This is a genomic window from Streptococcus infantis SPAR10, assembly GCF_000279535.1.
GTDB classification, from domain to species: domain Bacteria; phylum Bacillota; class Bacilli; order Lactobacillales; family Streptococcaceae; genus Streptococcus; species Streptococcus infantis_I.
The window spans coordinates 269,951-285,943 of the sequence record NZ_ALCH01000004.1 but is presented as its reverse complement, the minus strand read 5'-3'; the positions used below and the strand labels follow the sequence as shown (position 1 = coordinate 285,943).

General features: G+C 39.7%; 16 protein-coding genes. 1 reads left to right on the top strand and 15 read right to left on the bottom strand.

The genetic code is table 11. The annotated features are described in order from the left end of the window. Positions 1 to 9 precede the first annotated feature (9 nt). Genes SPAR10_RS06675 through SPAR10_RS06665 form a run of 3 tightly spaced genes read right to left on the bottom strand, consistent with a single transcriptional unit; the run spans position 10 to position 2,691 of the window. Positions 10 to 864 carry a shikimate dehydrogenase gene (locus tag SPAR10_RS06675; protein ID WP_004252230.1) on the bottom strand — a complete coding sequence of 285 codons (855 nt, stop codon included), beginning with the start codon at positions 862 to 864 and terminating at the stop codon, positions 10 to 12. Beyond that, complete coding sequence (gene aroD / locus SPAR10_RS06670; RefSeq protein WP_004252228.1) at positions 854 to 1,531, bottom strand: type I 3-dehydroquinate dehydratase; 678 nt, start codon at positions 1,529 to 1,531, stop codon at positions 854 to 856. The genes SPAR10_RS06675 and aroD overlap by 11 nt, the downstream gene beginning before the upstream one ends. Next, on the bottom strand, positions 1,528 to 2,691 hold the full coding sequence (locus tag SPAR10_RS06665) for a class I SAM-dependent rRNA methyltransferase (protein WP_004252227.1): 1,164 nt from the start codon (positions 2,689 to 2,691) through the stop codon (positions 1,528 to 1,530). The genes aroD and SPAR10_RS06665 overlap by 4 nt, the downstream gene beginning before the upstream one ends. Positions 2,692 to 2,952: 261 nt before the next feature. Between SPAR10_RS06665 and SPAR10_RS06660 the strand changes: the two genes are divergently transcribed. Beyond that, on the top strand, positions 2,953 to 4,404 hold the full coding sequence (locus SPAR10_RS06660) for an alpha-amylase (RefSeq protein WP_004252224.1): 1,452 nt from the start codon (positions 2,953 to 2,955) through the stop codon (positions 4,402 to 4,404). Between the two features lie 47 nt (positions 4,405 to 4,451). On the opposite strand, the gene SPAR10_RS06655 is transcribed toward SPAR10_RS06660, so the two are convergent. The 12 genes from SPAR10_RS06655 to cdaA all read right to left on the bottom strand — a co-directional run bounded on the left by SPAR10_RS06655 (position 4,452) and on the right by cdaA (position 15,912). Continuing rightward, positions 4,452 to 5,126, bottom strand: a complete 675-nt coding sequence (locus SPAR10_RS06655) for a DnaD domain-containing protein (protein WP_004252223.1) — start codon at positions 5,124 to 5,126, stop codon at positions 4,452 to 4,454. Positions 5,127 to 5,134: 8 nt separating this feature from the next. Beyond that, complete coding sequence (metA, locus tag SPAR10_RS06650) at positions 5,135 to 6,079, bottom strand: homoserine O-acetyltransferase MetA (RefSeq protein ID WP_004252222.1); 945 nt, start codon at positions 6,077 to 6,079, stop codon at positions 5,135 to 5,137. Between the two features lie 194 nt (positions 6,080 to 6,273). Next, positions 6,274 to 6,786: an adenine phosphoribosyltransferase gene (locus SPAR10_RS06645; protein WP_004252220.1), complete on the bottom strand. Its 513-nt coding sequence runs from the start codon at positions 6,784 to 6,786 to the stop codon at positions 6,274 to 6,276. 141 nt (positions 6,787 to 6,927) lie between these two features. Next, positions 6,928 to 7,521: a hypothetical protein gene (locus SPAR10_RS06640; protein WP_004252215.1), complete on the bottom strand. Its 594-nt coding sequence runs from the start codon at positions 7,519 to 7,521 to the stop codon at positions 6,928 to 6,930. Further along, positions 7,521 to 9,389: an ABC-F family ATP-binding cassette domain-containing protein gene (locus SPAR10_RS06635; RefSeq protein WP_004252214.1), complete on the bottom strand. Its 1,869-nt coding sequence runs from the start codon at positions 9,387 to 9,389 to the stop codon at positions 7,521 to 7,523. The genes SPAR10_RS06640 and SPAR10_RS06635 overlap by 1 nt, the downstream gene beginning before the upstream one ends. Continuing rightward, entirely contained in the window at positions 9,386 to 10,585 is a 1,200-nt protein-coding gene (locus SPAR10_RS06630; protein ID WP_004252212.1) for a CCA tRNA nucleotidyltransferase, read from the bottom strand. Before SPAR10_RS06630 ends, SPAR10_RS06635 begins: the two co-directional genes overlap by 4 nt. Further along, entirely contained in the window at positions 10,582 to 11,349 is a 768-nt protein-coding gene (dapB, locus tag SPAR10_RS06625; protein ID WP_004252211.1) for a 4-hydroxy-tetrahydrodipicolinate reductase, read from the bottom strand. Before dapB ends, SPAR10_RS06630 begins: the two co-directional genes overlap by 4 nt. A 262-nt stretch (positions 11,350 to 11,611) precedes the next feature. Continuing rightward, positions 11,612 to 12,460, bottom strand: a complete 849-nt coding sequence (locus SPAR10_RS06620; RefSeq protein WP_004252209.1) for a DegV family protein — start codon at positions 12,458 to 12,460, stop codon at positions 11,612 to 11,614. A 5-nt stretch (positions 12,461 to 12,465) separates the two neighbouring features. Beyond that, entirely contained in the window at positions 12,466 to 12,840 is a 375-nt protein-coding gene (locus SPAR10_RS06615) for a DUF1149 family protein (RefSeq protein ID WP_004252208.1), read from the bottom strand. Between the two features lie 66 nt (positions 12,841 to 12,906). Beyond that, positions 12,907 to 14,256 carry a phosphoglucosamine mutase gene (gene glmM / locus SPAR10_RS06610; protein WP_004252205.1) on the bottom strand — a complete coding sequence of 450 codons (1,350 nt, stop codon included), beginning with the start codon at positions 14,254 to 14,256 and terminating at the stop codon, positions 12,907 to 12,909. A 32-nt stretch (positions 14,257 to 14,288) separates the two neighbouring features. Beyond that, positions 14,289 to 15,068: a CdaR family protein gene (locus SPAR10_RS06605; protein ID WP_004252203.1), complete on the bottom strand. Its 780-nt coding sequence runs from the start codon at positions 15,066 to 15,068 to the stop codon at positions 14,289 to 14,291. Next, positions 15,055 to 15,912, bottom strand: coding sequence for a diadenylate cyclase CdaA (gene cdaA, locus SPAR10_RS06600; protein WP_004252200.1), 858 nt, complete (start codon positions 15,910 to 15,912; stop codon positions 15,055 to 15,057). The genes SPAR10_RS06605 and cdaA overlap by 14 nt, the downstream gene beginning before the upstream one ends. Positions 15,913 to 15,993: the final 81 nt, after the last annotated feature.

Sequence of the window (15,993 nt, the reverse complement as noted above, 5' to 3'; positions counted from 1 at the left end):
CCTTTTTCTTTATTGGTACTTTTGTTTTAATAATTCCCAGATTTGATCTGTTGGCATTTCCTTGCCTGTCCATAACTCAAAAGCTTCAGCAGCTTGGTAAAGCAACATGCCCAGGCCATTAACAGCATGATTTCCCTGGTTTCTTGCCCATTTTAAAAACGGTGTTTCAAAGGGTTGATAAATCACATCTGCTACCAAGAGCTTCTCTGGTAAAACGATGCTGGTCGGGATCGGCTGAGAGAATCCATCCATGCCCACACTAGTAGCATTAACCAAGAGGTCGGCTTGAGTGATGCTGTCTTGAAGCTCTTGAACATCCTCTAATGCCAATAAATCTACTCTAAATCCAGTCGTATTCTGTATTTTTTCTAAGTAAGGTCTTGTTTTTTCCATGGATGAAGAACGAACAAAGACAGAAATCTGACTCACTCCATCCAAGATTGCCTGTGCCAAAATTGCCTTGGCTGCACCGCCTGCTCCTAACAAAACCAGTCTTTTCCTTGATATTTTAAAAGAAGGCAAGCTCTTAAAGAATCCCTTGCCATCTGTGTTATATCCAATTAATGTTCCTTCTCGATTCACAACTGTATTAACTGCACCAATTAAACAAGCCTCTTCGCTCAACTGGTCCAGATAAGGAATCACTTGTTCCTTGTAAGGCATGGAAAGATTGATTCCATACATCTGGTAGCGACGAATATTAGCAACTGTTTCTGCTAGTTCAGTCGCATCTACTTCCCAAGCAAGATAAACACCATTGGTATTGGTTGCTTCAAAAGCGCTATTGTGAATAAAGGGAGAAATGGAGTGTTTGATAGGATTTGCGACTACAGCTGCTAAACGTGTGTAGCCATCAATCTTCATTTAGAAGCTCCCTAATTTTTTTCATGCTAGATAGTGAAATTTGTCCTGGAGCACTAGCTTCATCTAGACTTGCAAAAGACCAACTAGAACCAGTCACATCTGAAGTAATACGAGAGACCTTGCCCACTTTTCCCATAGAAATCGTTACATATTCTTGTTCAGGATTCAGTGTTTTAAAGCCACGTGTAAAGTTCATCAGATCCAACACATCTTGTTCTGTATTAGCCATAACAGCTATTTTCACAACTTTAGGATTTAAACTTGTTAACTCAGACAATATTTCCATTAGATTTTCAGGTGTCTCTTGGAAGTTATGGTAGCTCAAGACGAGATTTGGAAAGTCCAACATCTGATCAAAAACATCCTTGTAGCTAAAATACTCAAAATCAATATAATCTGGTTGATAAAGCTGTGCCACTTCCTTGATCATTTGAACATACTCTTCTGAAGAGAGCTCAATTTGACCACCCTCGGCACGAGTACGTAAAGTGAAAACAAGCTCACGACCTGCAAATTTTTCAAAAATAGCTGGCGCTACCTGCAAGATAGCTTCCTTGGGTAAGAAGTCTGCTCTCCACTCAATGATATCTGCATCATGATACCGCATAACATCAATAGCCTGAGCCTCTTCTATACTTCTTGGCATGACAGAAACAATTAATTTCATTTACTAACCTTCATGGTAATCACTTTGAGGTAATTACTACTTTCATCTTTTTCATTGTAGACAAAGTCTGCTGGAAGTCCATATTTATGAAGGACCTGATACTTTCTACCTGCAAATCCTTTATCGATTTGTTCTGTGAATTTTTGACGGGAAACATTAGCCGCATTGGTACTAGCAATAATGATTCCACCTGGGTTTAAAATCTCTAGACTTTGGGAAATCAACTTATGATAATCCTTAGCTACAGAGAATGTTTGTTTTTTATTTCGGGCAAAGCTAGGCGGATCCAGAACAATCACGTCATAGCTTAAACCTTTTCTTTTAGCATATTTAAAGTATTCAAAGACATCCATGACAAGCAGTCGATGATTGTCTAGACTCAAACCATTGGCATGAAAATGAGCTTCTGATAGTTCTCTTGAACGCTTGGCCAAATCCACAGAAGTCGTTTCACTAGCTCCCCCCATAGCTGCAGCAACTGAGAAAGCTGCTGTGTAGGAAAACATATTGAGTAAGGATTTCCCCATTGCTAAACCATCAACTAAGCTCCCACGAACTTCATGCTGATCCAAGAAAATCCCTGTCATAAGACCATCATTCATAAATACTTGGTACAAGACTCCATTCTCAAGAACAGTGAAATATTCAGCTGCTTCTTGACCATAGATATGAGCAGACTCATAGTCTAGACCTTTAAAGCGAATCTTTTCATAGGCACCTAAGACTTCCGGGAATACCTGAGAGAAGGCTGCAATAATCTCTTGGCGAATTCCATAGATATAGGAGTTATACCAGGAAAAGACAACATAATCTCCATAGAGATCCAGCGTCATTCCACCAAATCCATCGCCTTCTTGATTAAACAAACGAAAGGCAGTTGTCAACTCATCTTGATAGTAGGAAGAACGTTTTTGTTTTGCTTTTTCAAACAAGCTTTCAAAGAAGGTTTGTTTAAAAGAAATGTTCTGGTTGGTTACAAACCAACCAATTCCCTTATTTTGACGAGATAAATAAGCCTTCCCTAAAAATTCTTTGCTTTGGCTGAAAAGTTCAACTTCCTGATCAGTTTCAGATAAGTCTGGAAAATCAACTTCTTCCAAAAGAACCTGACCTTTGCGGAGCTTTTTTTCGACACGCCGACTGACGAATACTTTATTCATAGATACAATTATATCAAATTTGTTGAAAATTCACAAAATAGAAAGTGATTTCTACATTGATGTCATAGGAACTATCCAGGCTTTTCGTTTCTGCTTGATTGATTACTATATGAGAATGGTCATTTGTGTTGAGAAATTTCATTCTATTACCGTAAAAATAGACATTCACATACTGAGGTCTATTTTTGTAGCGCAAACTTTTGCTCATTTGCTTGCTTTGTGGTAAAATGATTCTCAAATTGTTAAGTATGAGGACTATCTATGAAAAATCAAACCCTAATGCAATATTTTGAGTGGTACCTTCCCCACGATGGACAACACTGGACGCGACTTACCGATGATGCTGAGCGCCTTGCAAATCTAGGAATTAGCCACGTCTGGATGCCACCTGCCTTTAAAGCTACCAACGAAAAAGATGTCGGTTATGGTGTCTATGACCTTTTTGACCTCGGTGAATTTGATCAAAAAGGAACTGTGCGTACCAAGTACGGTTTCAGAGAAGACTATCTTCAAGCCATTCAAACACTTAAATCACATGGGATTCAACCTATGGCTGACGTCGTCTTAAACCACAAGGCAGCTGCAGACCGTTTAGAATCCTTCCAGGTTATTGAAGTCGACCCAGAAGATCGCACAATTGAACTTGGAGAACCTTTTACCATCAATGGTTGGACAAACTTTACTTTTGATGGAAGACAAAACACCTACAATGACTTCCACTGGCACTGGTACCATTTCACTGGAACTGACTACGATGCTAAAAGACGGAAGTCTGGTATCTACCTTATCCAGGGAGATAATAAGGGGTGGGCCCACGAAGAATTAGTCGATAACGAAAATGGTAACTATGACTACCTCATGTATGCGGACTTAGATTTTAAACATCCTGAAGTGATACAAAATATCTACGATTGGGCTGATTGGTTCATGGAAACGACTGGCGTAGCTGGTTTTCGCTTAGATGCTGTCAAGCATATCGATTCCTTCTTTATGCGTAATTTCATTCGTGACATCAAAGAGAAATATGGACAAGACTTCTATGTCTTTGGAGAATTCTGGAATCCAGATAAGGATGCCAACCTTGACTATCTCGAAAAGATTGAAGAGCGCTTTGACCTTGTCGATGTCCGACTCCATATGAATCTCTTTGAAGCAAGCCAAGCTGGTGCAGACTACGATTTGCGTACCATCTTTAATGATAGTCTGGTTCAAATCAAACCAGATAAGGCTGTAACCTTTGTCGAAAACCATGATACTCAACGAGGACAAGCTTTAGAATCTACTGTAGAAGAATGGTTTAAACCAGCAGCCTATGCTCTTATTCTTTTACGCGAGCAGGGTCTCCCTTGTGTCTTTTACGGAGACTACTATGGTATCTCTGGTCAATATGCTCAGCAAGATTTTAAAGAAGTTCTTGACTGTCTGCTAGCTATCCGAAAAGATTTGGCTTATGGAGAACAGACGGACTACTTTGATGACCCTAATTGTATCGGTTGGGTTCGTTCTGGAGCTGACAACCAATCGCCTCTTGCCATTCTTATCTCAAACGCTCAAGAGAATTACAAAACCATGTTTGTAGGTCCAGAATGGGCTGATCATACTTTTGTTGATTTGCTTGGCAACCATTCAGACCAAGTGACTATTAATGCTGAAGGATATGGTGAGTTCCCAGTTGCTGAACGTTCTGTAAGTGTTTGGGGACTTACTTATTAAGAACACAAAAAAACTTGCCATAGGCAAGTTTTTTTTATTACTAAATATTAGTCTTTCCATAGATCCATGGCATTTTTAAAATCAGATGAAACCTGAACATTTTGAGGGTTTGTTGCCTCTCTCTCTTGACGTTTCGCTTCTACCTGGGCTACACTCCTAATCCCTTCATGACGCCAGTTTCGTAGGATAGCTTGGATATATTTCCAATTTGGTTTTCCATTTAGAACAGCTTCTCGTAAGGCTTCTTTTATCAAATCCGCACTAGTTCCGTCTTCTTTCAAACTCTTTTCCAAGTCTTCAATTTCAAATGGGCTCAATAGACGACCTAGCTCCTGTTGGAAAGTATCTACCAAGCTCTTTAAATCATTTGGAGCAGATTGCACCTGGTTTGGAGCTTGTTTTTCAAACAGTTGATCTAAGCGCTCCAAGGCAAGAGTTGCATCGAAGATTACTTCTATTTCGCCATTCAGTTCAATGGTTCGGTATTGAAGCAACCCTTTCTCAGTCAATCGTGAAATAGCTTGATTGACTTCAGTGACATTTTTGCCGATTTTTTCAGCAATCTGACTTGGAGACAATTCACCTAAAGCCGTTGTATTCTGTAGGTAAAAGAACTGCCAAACCAAGAAATCATCGCTTGACGAGAACAGTTGATTGTAATGTAAGAGCAGGTCACTCGGTAACACTAAGTTTCCTGATTTGAAAGCATCTAAATATGTCATAATTCCTCTTATAAATATCCAAAATGAGACACATCATCTTCCGCACTCTTCCACTCAAACGGTGTTTCTTGGTAAACTGCATAATTTACCCAGTTACTGAAAAAGAGAGCTGCAGATGAACTCCACCTCATACATGGGAGTTCATGAATGTCATCATTTTTGAAATAATTTTCTGGTATATGTGGATCTAAACCAGCATCTAGATCTCTGAAATATTCCTTTGCAAGCGTATCGCGATCATACTCTAAATGCCCAAAGCTATATACTTCTCTCAAATCTCGACTCGCAAGGATAGAGATTCCCACCTCTTTTCCTGATGCTAAAATCTCTAGATTTGTTTTATTCAGGATATCTTCTTTGTGAACTTCTGTATGGCGAGAATGAGGGGATACATATAAATCATCAAAGCCTCTCAATAGGAGATGACCTTCTTTCAAAACATCTTGAGGATAAATCCCAGAAAGTTTCTGCTCCATCTGGTATTTATCTACACCATAGCGATAGTATAGACCTGCCTGTGCTCCCCAACAGATATGCAGGGTTGAAAAGACATGGGTCTTGGACCAATCGATAACTTGGGTAAACTCTTGCCAATAGTCAACCTCCTCAAATGGAAGGTGCTCAACTGGAGCTCCTGTAATAATCAAGCCATCAAAATACTCGTCTTTGACTTCCGAGAAGGTCTTATAAAAAGTCTCCATATGCTCTGAGCGAGTTGTTTTTGATTGGTGACTTTCCATATATAAGAAATCAATATCTAATTGCAGAGGAGTATTGGCCAAATGTCTTAAGAGTTGAGTTTCTGTTACAATCTTTTGCGGCATTAGATTTAAAATAAGAATTTTCAAGGGTCGGATATCCTGATGAGCCGCCCGTTGATCATCCATGACGAAAATATTTTCTGTTTGTAAAATCTCAACTGCTGGTAATTTTTTATCAATTCGAATCGGCATGGAAATCTCCTAACTGTATCATACTGGACTCAAGTAACCTGACTGTCATCAAATGGAAAAATCCAGCTGATGACACTTCTTCCCTTTATTATACTGTAAGAAGATATAGTTTTCAATTATAGTTTTTCTCTAACTAGATATAGCCTTTTTTTATATCATCATTAAGAGAAAACAGCCCTAGGGACTGTTTTTCATTAATAATGCATCAAAACTTTATAATCGTAATCTCCGATTGCCTCACGACCTTTTAGCTCGTCAAGCTCAATCAAGAAGGCACAACCAGCTACGACACCACCTAATTCCTCAATCATTTCGATTGTCGCTTTAACAGTACCACCTGTTGCCAAGAGGTCATCTACAATAAGAACACGTTGACCTGGTTTGATAGCATCTGCGTGCATGGTCAAAGTATCAACACCATATTCTTTTTCGTAGTCGGCTGAAATCACTTCTCGTGGTAATTTCCCTGGTTTACGTACAGGTGCAAAACCAATTCCCAACTCAAAAGCAACTGGACATCCAACGATAAATCCACGCGCTTCTGGCCCTACGATCATATCAATCTTTTTGTCAGTAGCATATTGAACAATTTCACGAACAGCATAACTGTAGGCATTTCCATCTGCCATCAATGGGCTGATATCACGGAAAGTAATTCCTTCTTGTGGATAATTTTCAATACTTGCAATGTAATCTTTTAAGTTCATAGCGTTTCTTTCTTTTAAAGTTTTTACTCCTTATTATACCATAATTCCTAGAAAAGCAAAATAGAAAGAAGCCTTGGAATATCGTTCCAAAGCCCCTCAGCCCTTCATAAAATTCGGAGATTCTCTCGCTCAATGAAATCTTTACTTCTTTTTGCTTTTAGAAGTTTGATTCCGTTGACGATTCTGTTGGATGCGCCACTCTCGCTCAAAGTAAGACATGGTTTCAAATACTCTCTTTGGTAAGCCAACATCCAGCAAATAGATTGGGATTTTCAAAACGTTAGAATGTTTTGAACTTGTAAATCTACTTCGAAGACGATACCAGAAAAAGTTGGATTTTAAAAGTTCCTTGTCATAAAACTGAACCTCAATCATATAAAAATCCCTTGCATTTCTACTACCCTTAATTCTCGTGAGAGCAAACTTTTCTACCTGTCCCCAGGAATAAAACTGCCAGTCTTTCTTTGGATATGGTTTATAGGAAAATCCTTGAGCCGTACATTTCAAATACTCTTTATCAGAAAAAAGCCGTCGCAAATGTTGATACAAAATGAAGCCAACGATGATGATTAAGAAACCGATAAAGAGAATTAAAGCCACCAATCCCGCAGGTGCTTCTTCGGGATAGCTCAGCAAAAACGAAAAGATCCAAAGTAGAAGAGCCAATTCTAGTAGGTAAAGAATAAGGCTCAAGACGATTTTCTTACTACTCCATTTAATAATTGTTTCTTCCATTATACTAACTCACTTAAATATTCATAGCGTTCATATTTTTCCAGTAAGTCTTCATTTTTCTCGTCTAACTCTTTTTGAAGGGTAGCTAGTTTCCCAAAGTCAGAACCATTTGCTAGCATTTCTTCCTCTATAGAAGAGATGCGGTTTTCCAAGGCTTCGATGTCACCTTCAATACTTGCCCACTCCTGCTTTTCTTGGTAGGTCATCCGTTTTTTCTCTTCACGAACTTTGACGACTTTTTCCTTCTCAACTTTTTGACTTTGTGTTACTGCTTCTGCTTCAAAGGCCTTTTCATCTAGATAATCTGTATAATGGCCAAAGAAAGTACGGATGGTCCCGTCTTCAAAAGCAAGAATCTTAGTTGCTACCTTATCAAGGAAATAGCGGTCATGACTAACTGTCAAGACTGGTCCTGCAAAACCTTGCAAGAAATTTTCTAGAACCGTTAAGGTTGCAATGTCTAGGTCATTTGTCGGTTCATCTAAGAGAAGCACATTGGGTTTTTCAAGGAGTAATTTGAGGAGGTACAGACGCTTCTTCTCTCCACCTGACAGCTTCTCAATCAAGGTACCGTGTGTTGAACGAGGGAAAAGAAATTGTTCTAGTAATTCTGCAATGGATGTCGTAGTACCACCGCTAGTCTTAACCTCTTCTGCCACTTCCTGCAGGTAATTGATAACCCGCTTACTTTCATCTAAACCTTCGATTTGTTGAGAGAAATAAGCGATACGAACTGTTTCACCGATGATAACTTGTCCTTCAGTCGCTTCAAGTTTTCCTGCAATAAGGTTAAGAAGGGTTGACTTCCCAACACCATTGTCCCCGACGATTCCGATACGGTCTTTGGCTTGTACCAAAAGATTAAAATGTTTCAGAATCGGTTTATCGTCATAGGCAAAGGAAACATCCTTAAACTCGATAACTTTTTTACCGATACGGCTAGTTTCAAAATTCATGCTCAAGTCTGTCTCAAGGCTAGTATCTGAAACTTCCTTTTTCAAGTCATGGAATCGATTGATACGAGCTTGTTGCTTAGTTGCACGAGCTTGCGGTTGTCGTCTCATCCAGGCTAATTCTTGTTTGTAAAGTTGTTCCTTTTTGTGAAGAAGAGCTGCGTCACGCTCATCCTGTTCAGCCTTGAGACGGACATAATCTTGGTAATTCCCCTGATACTCTGTTAATCCACCTCTATCCAATTCAAAAATTCGAGTAGAAAGAGCATCCAGGAAATAACGATCGTGGGTGATGAAGAGGACGGTCTTCTTGGAATTCTTCAAGAAAAGTGTCAGCCATTCAATGGTCGCAATGTCCAGATGGTTGGTTGGCTCATCAAGAAGCAAGAGGTCATGATTTCCTAAAAGCACTTGCGCCAATTGAACCCGTCTACGAAGACCACCTGACAAAGACCCAACAGGAGTCGATAATTCTTGAATGCCTAGTTTACTGAGAACAGTCTTGACCTGACTTTCGATTTCCCATGCTTGGAGAGAATCCATCTCCGCCATGACCCGTTCTAGACGCGCCTGCTTGTCCTCACTGTAGTTGAGCATAAGCAGTTCATACTCCCGAATCAACTGGATTTCCTTGAGGTCACTGGATAAAACAGTATCCAAGACAGTCTTACTATCATCAAAATCGGGATTTTGAGTCAGGTAGCCAATCTTGTAATCACTCTTTGCTGAAAAAGGGCTAATATCGCCATCAAAACCTGAAACACCTGAAAGCACATCTAGAAGGGTCGTTTTCCCAGTTCCGTTGACCCCAATAAGACCGATACGATCCAAGTCATGGATAATAAAGGAAATATCCTTAAAAACAGTCTTATCACCAACGGATTTACTTAGTTTTTCAACGATAAAATCACTCATTTTCTCTCCCTTAAGTATGCATGAATGGCTTCCACTTCATTATCTAGATTACCATCCACAATAGCGTACTCAATTTCCTCTAAAACATCTCCTAATTCTGGACCTGGATGATAGCCATATTCCTTGATGAGAATGCCACCATTAATTTGCATCTCTTTCTTATCATGAATAGTCAAGCTCTCGTAGGTTTCTGTGATCGCTTGTGGATTGACTTCCTTCCCTTGAGCTCTGCGAAGATTTTCAGCTTGTAGAAGCAAGTCCAAATCAAAACGGTAACAATCACGGTTACCTAGTTCCCCTTCTTCTCGGAGAGCCAAAATAGACAGCAAATTCTGTACTTGCTTAGCAAATTGGCGTGAAGTCTTCCAATGTTTCAAAAATTGTTGAGCATCTTCCACTTCTAAAACCCATAAAAGTGCTGCCCAAGCTTGCTCAGAAGATTCAAAAGTAAAATCTTTTTCTAAATCAAACAAAGACTGGAGTTTCTCCTGACTGCCTACCATATCTGGAAGATAGTCATAAGCTTGACTCTCAATCATAGAAGATAAACCTACTCGCCAATAGGGAGCCAGTAAAAGCTTATCAAACTCAACAAAGATGCGCTCCACAGAAATTTTATCTAAGAGTGGCGTTAAGGCCTTCATCGCTTCAAACGTTTCTTGCTCGAGTTCAAAACCAAGACTAGCTTGGAAACGAAAGCCACGCATGATGCGTAGCGCGTCTTCATTGAAACGTTCACTAGCTACACCGACAGCTCGCAGGACTTGATTTTCTAAATCTCTGAGACCATCAAATAAATCAACGATTTTCCCTGTCTCATCCAAGGCAAAGGCATTGACTGTGAAATCTCGGCGTTTGAGATCTTCTTCGAGTGAACGAACAAAAGAAACAGAACTTGGTCTCCGATAGTCTACATAGACATCCTCTGTTCGAAAAGTGGTGACTTCGTACTCTTCATCTCCATCTAAAACCAAAACGGTCCCATGCTCAATGCCGATATCAGCTGTGCGTGGAAAAATCTGCTTGGTCTCTTCTGGATAAGATGAAGTCGCGATATCCACATCATGGATGGGGCGGTTAAGAAGGGCATCCCTAACAGAGCCACCCACAAAATAAGCCTCAAATCCTGCTTCTTTAATTTTTTCTAATACTGGTAAAGCCTTCTGAAATTCAGAAGGCATTTTTGTTAATTTCATAGTAAGTGTTCTAATCCATAGACAAGCTCATGACGCTTGACAACTTCTTTGATTCCCAAATTCACCCCTGTCATGAAGGAGCTACGATCATAGGAGTCATGACGCAGAGTCAATCCCTCTCCTTGATTTCCAAAAATGACCTCTTGATGAGCTACCAAACCAGGTAAACGGACCGAATGAATTCGCATACCATCAAAGTTAGCTCCTCGTGCTCCCGCAATGAGTTCTTCCTCATCGCTAGCACCTTGTTGAATAGACTCACGAACTTCAGCCATCAACTCAGCTGTTTTGATAGCTGTCCCGCTTGGAGCATCTTTTTTCTTATCATGGTGAAGTTCAATAATCTCCACATTTGGGAAGTATTTAGCTGCCTGTGCTGCAAATTGCATCAGTAAGACAGCACCCAAGGCAAAGTTAGGAGCAATCAATCCACCCAAGCCTTTGAAACGAGACAATTCTTTTAATTCTTCGATTTCTTGACTGGTGAAACCTGTCGTTCCTACTACTGGAGCAAAGCCATGTTCAAGAGCAAAGCGTGTATTCTCATAGGCGACAGCTGGTGTAGTAAAGTCCACCCAAACATGGGCATCAAAGCCGGCTAAGTCATTTTTATCATTGAATACTGGAATTCCTTGCCACTCAGATGCAGACTCAAAAGGATCCAAAACAGCTACTAGTTCAAGTTCAGGATCAGACAAAACCATCTGACAAGCAGCTTGCCCCATTCTTCCCTTAAATCCAGCAATAATCACTCGAATACTCATCTTTACTCCTATCTAAGATACAAATCCTGCAAGAACACAAAGTGAAAATAGGAGTTCTGATCAAGGAGTTTCTTCTCCTTGGAAGAACTATCTTTTTCACATAGGGTTCCAGGCGTGTTCAATTGCAAGATACAAAGGACGTTAGCTGCCCATGAAAAATAGGGAATGGCGCTGACTTTCCGCGAAAGGCAAGACAGGCATCTTTTTTCAAGAGGCAGATAGTCCGTGTTCAATTTTAAGATACAAAGCCTGTAAAAACAATCTAGACGATTGGTGTATAACCTAAAGCAATACTTCCTTCTCCCAGGTGAGTCCCGATGACACTACCGAAGGTTGCAATTGAAATGTCTGTAGCTACTCCGCCGTCTAATAAAAGCTGACGCAAGTCTGCTGCTTTTTGAGGAGCATTCCCATGAATTACAGTAATCTGATAATTTCCATTACTTGTTTCTTCTTTGACAATTTCAACCAAACGTTTTGTTGCTTTCTTCTCTGTACGAACCTTCTCATAAACTTCGATAACACCTTGGTCATTGAAATATAGAATTGGTTTAATGCTAAGAAGATTCCCCAAAATAGCTGCACCATTTGATAAACGACCACCTTTAACCAGATGATCAAGGTCATCTACCATGATAAAGGCAGAAGTATTTTCAATCTGTTCGGTTAACTTATCTAGTATAGACTGGAAATCATCTCCCTGCTCAGACCATTGAAACACACTTTCCACCATGAATCCTAGTGGTGCACTTGTAATACGAGTATCAGGAAAAGCAATGGATAGATCTTCAAACTCATCCGTCATATACTGGATATTCTGGTGAAATCCTGAGATTCCAGAAGAAAGGAAGAGACCCAAAACATGAGTATATCCTTTTTCTTTTAATGATGATAAAATTTCATCCAACTTTGCAATACTTGGTTGACTTGTTTTAGGTAGTTCAGATGAACGAGCCATTTTTTCATAAAATTCTTGAGCGGTTAGATTTACACCTTCAACATACTCCTGTCCGTCGATATTCACAGGAATGTCAAGCACAAATAAATCTTCTTTCCGCAAGGTTTCCGCTTGTAGAAAAGCAGATGAGTCTGTTATGACCGCTAATTTCATTTTTTTTAAAACTCCAAATTAATTCCTGGTAAGTCTAGTGCAATTTCCGTTACTTCATAAGTCAAACGGTTTAGCATATCCAAAGAAGGACGAGCAAGCGTCTCAACTTCTTCTTGACTAAAGTCACTTGGTTGATCTACGATACGACCTTCAACGTGGTTCACTTGAGAAATGGTACCGCTGATAACAAATTTATCAAAGACAATCATAAAGCTCAAAACAACTACGAGAGAAGTCACCTGATTTTCTTGGTCATGTTGAAGTAGTTGGAAGTTCACATCAACCTTTGTTTCAGGAATTCCGTTCTCATTTTCCCATTCAAAGTTACGAGCATCAAAGTGATACTGACTTACAAATTCTTGTTCACGTTTTAAATTCATCATATTCTCCATGGTTACAATTTACTTTGACATTGTAACATATTTTCTTATTTTCTGCTAACTTTCCTAAATTCCGATTTCTGCTTTCACAACTTCAGCAATGGTATCCACATAGTAATCTACTTCTTCAGTTGTTGGTGCTTCAGCCATGACACGCAAGAGTGGCTCAGTTCCACTTGGGCGAACGAGAATACGTCCGTTACCTGCCATCTCTTCTTCCATCTTATCGATAATAGCCTTGATAGCTGGTACTTCCATGGCTTTGTCTTTCATGGTGTTTTCCACACGGATATTAACCAATTTTTGTGGGTAAATTGTTACTTCTGAAGCCAATTGAGATAAGCTCTTACCTGTTTCTTGCATAATCTTAGTCAATTGAACTGCTGAAAGTTGACCATCACCAGTTGTATTGTAGTCCATCAAGATAACGTGACCTGACTGCTCTCCACCGAGATTGTAGCCTGATTTTCTCATTTCTTCAACTACATAGCGGTCTCCGACAGCAGTGACAGCTTTATTAATGCCTTCACGATCCAAGGCTTTGTGGAAACCAAGGTTGGACATAACTGTTGTTACAATTGTATTTTGTGCCAATTGATCTTTTTCAGAAAGGTATTTACCGATGATATACATAATCTTATCACCGTCGACAATCTCACCGTTTTCATCTACTGCAATCAAACGATCGCTGTCCCCATCAAAGGCTAAACCAATGGCAGATTGATTTTCTTTTACAAGTTCTTGCAAGGCTTCTGGATGAGTCGAACCAACATTCAAGTTAATGTTCAAACCATCTGGAGTTTCTCCAATGACAGTGATTTGAGCACCCAAATCTGCAAAAATTTGACGAGCACTTGTAGAAGCTGCTCCATTTGCAGTATCCAAGGCTACCTTCATCCCTTCAAGAGCTGTTCCAGTTGAAACCAGGTAGGCTTCATACTTGCGTAATCCTTCTGGGTAATCAACAACAGTACCTAATCCTTCAGCACTTGGACGTGGGAGAGTATCTTCACTGGCGTCAAGCAAGGCTTCGATTTCTGCTTCTTTGTCATCGTCTAGCTTAAAGCCATCTCCACCAAAGAATTTAATCCCGTTATCAAGGGCTGGGTTGTGGCTAGCTGAAATCATGACACCTGCGCTCGCTCCTTCAGTTTTCACCAAATATGCTACTGCAGGTGTAGCAAGTACACCAAGTTTATAAACGTGAATTCCCACAGAAAGAAGACCAGCAATCAAGGCTGCTTCTAACATTGCCCCTGAAATACGTGTATCGCGTCCAACAAAAACCTTAGGTGCTTCTGTCGCATGTTGACTGAGGACATATCCTCCAAAGCGACCCAATTTAAAAGCCAATTCTGGCGTTAATTCTACGTTTGCTTCTCCTCGGACTCCGTCCGTTCCAAAATATTTACCCATTTCATCATTCCTTTTCTAGTTTAATGTTTATTTTAAGATTCTGACTTCGTCTCTGCTGCTGTCGTTGAAGAGTTTTCAGTAGAGGAAGTATTACTTGTTGTGGTTGTGCCACTTGTTGTTCTGACAGCTTTGGTCGTTACTTTCATAGTAGTTTCAAAAGGTGTAATCACTGTTGGTAAGACAGCTCCATTTTTATCAACAGCTTGCAAAGGAGCTGATCCAGAATAGTTCCCTGTAATCTGTTCACTCGTTGGTAAAACTGCAACAATCCGATCAATCTTAGATAGTGTATCCTCATCACTAGTTACTGAAACTTTTTCATCAGAAACAGTAACACGTTCGATTATAATCTTCTCATCAATTTGACTAGAATCAATTTGAGGTACAACAGGTACATTATCTCGAGTAACTTTCTTACCAACCTTGACTGTGATCTTTTGTGGTGTTGCTACAGCTGTCAAACCACTTGGAAGATTTTCAATGGTCAAGGGAACTTCAATCGTTCCTTCTGTAGCCTGGGTCAAATCAGCAGTCACTTTAAATTTACGAGTGCTCTCTTTCATCTCACTAGCCAAGGTGACTCGATTTGAACCCGTCAAAAATACCGTTACTTCTGAGCTAAAACCACTGATAAAATATTGATCACTATCATATTGAATATCAATCGGTACATTGACTACTGTATTGGTATAGGTTTCAGTTTTCGTTTGTCTTGCGTTGGTATTGTTTTGATAATTGATTGATGTTGCATAGATAAACAGGACACATGCAAAGAGGAGTGAGGAGATGATATAAAGACTATTTCTTTTCATTATTCCAGCCTCCTAATAGACGTTCTTTTAAGCTTAGTTCTTGTTCATCCTTAGGTATCAGAATACGACGTAGTTCTTCCTCGAATTCTTCCAAACTTAGATCATGTTTGAAGACACCGTTATAGGTGATGGATATACCTCCAGTTTCTTCAGATACAACAAAAGTAAGGGCATCTGAAACTTCTGATAAACCTATGGCTGCACGGTGACGAGTTCCGAACTCTTTGGAAATACCTGTGTTTTCAGTCAGTGGTAAATAGGCAGAAGTTACTGCAATCCGATCTCCACTGATAATGACTGCACCGTCATGGAGAGGCGTATTAGGGATAAAGATGTTAATTAATAACTCAGCAGAAATCTTTGCATCCAAAGGAATTCCTGTAACGATGTACTCCTGCAAGGTTCTCACACGTTGAACAGCTACCAAAGCTCCAATCTTTCGCGGGCTCATATACTCAACCGATTTTACAAAAGCTTGTACCATCTGCTCTTCTGAACTCATAGGAGTATTTGTAAAGAAGTCCGTAGCTCGACCTAATCGTTCCAAACCTGTCCGAATTTCTGGAGAAAAGATAACAACCGCTGCGATAACTCCATAGGTAATCAATTGGTTAATCAACCAGGAAATAGTCGTCAAGCCCAAAAAATTAGCCGCAATCTGAGCTAAGATAAAAACTAAAACGCCTCGAACCAGAATCATAATCTTGGTTCCTGCAATTGATTTTGTAAATTGATATAAGATATAAGCGACGATTAGAATATCAATCACATTTATCGCAATACTCCAAGGACTGGAAAACAAACTAGACCAGTATTGAAGATTAGATAATTGCTGAAAATTCATCCTGTGTCCCCTCTCCAAAAAAGCTTCTCTTCATTATACCATTTTTAATGGAAATTTTCTCCCCCCTACCTCATTTTAAAT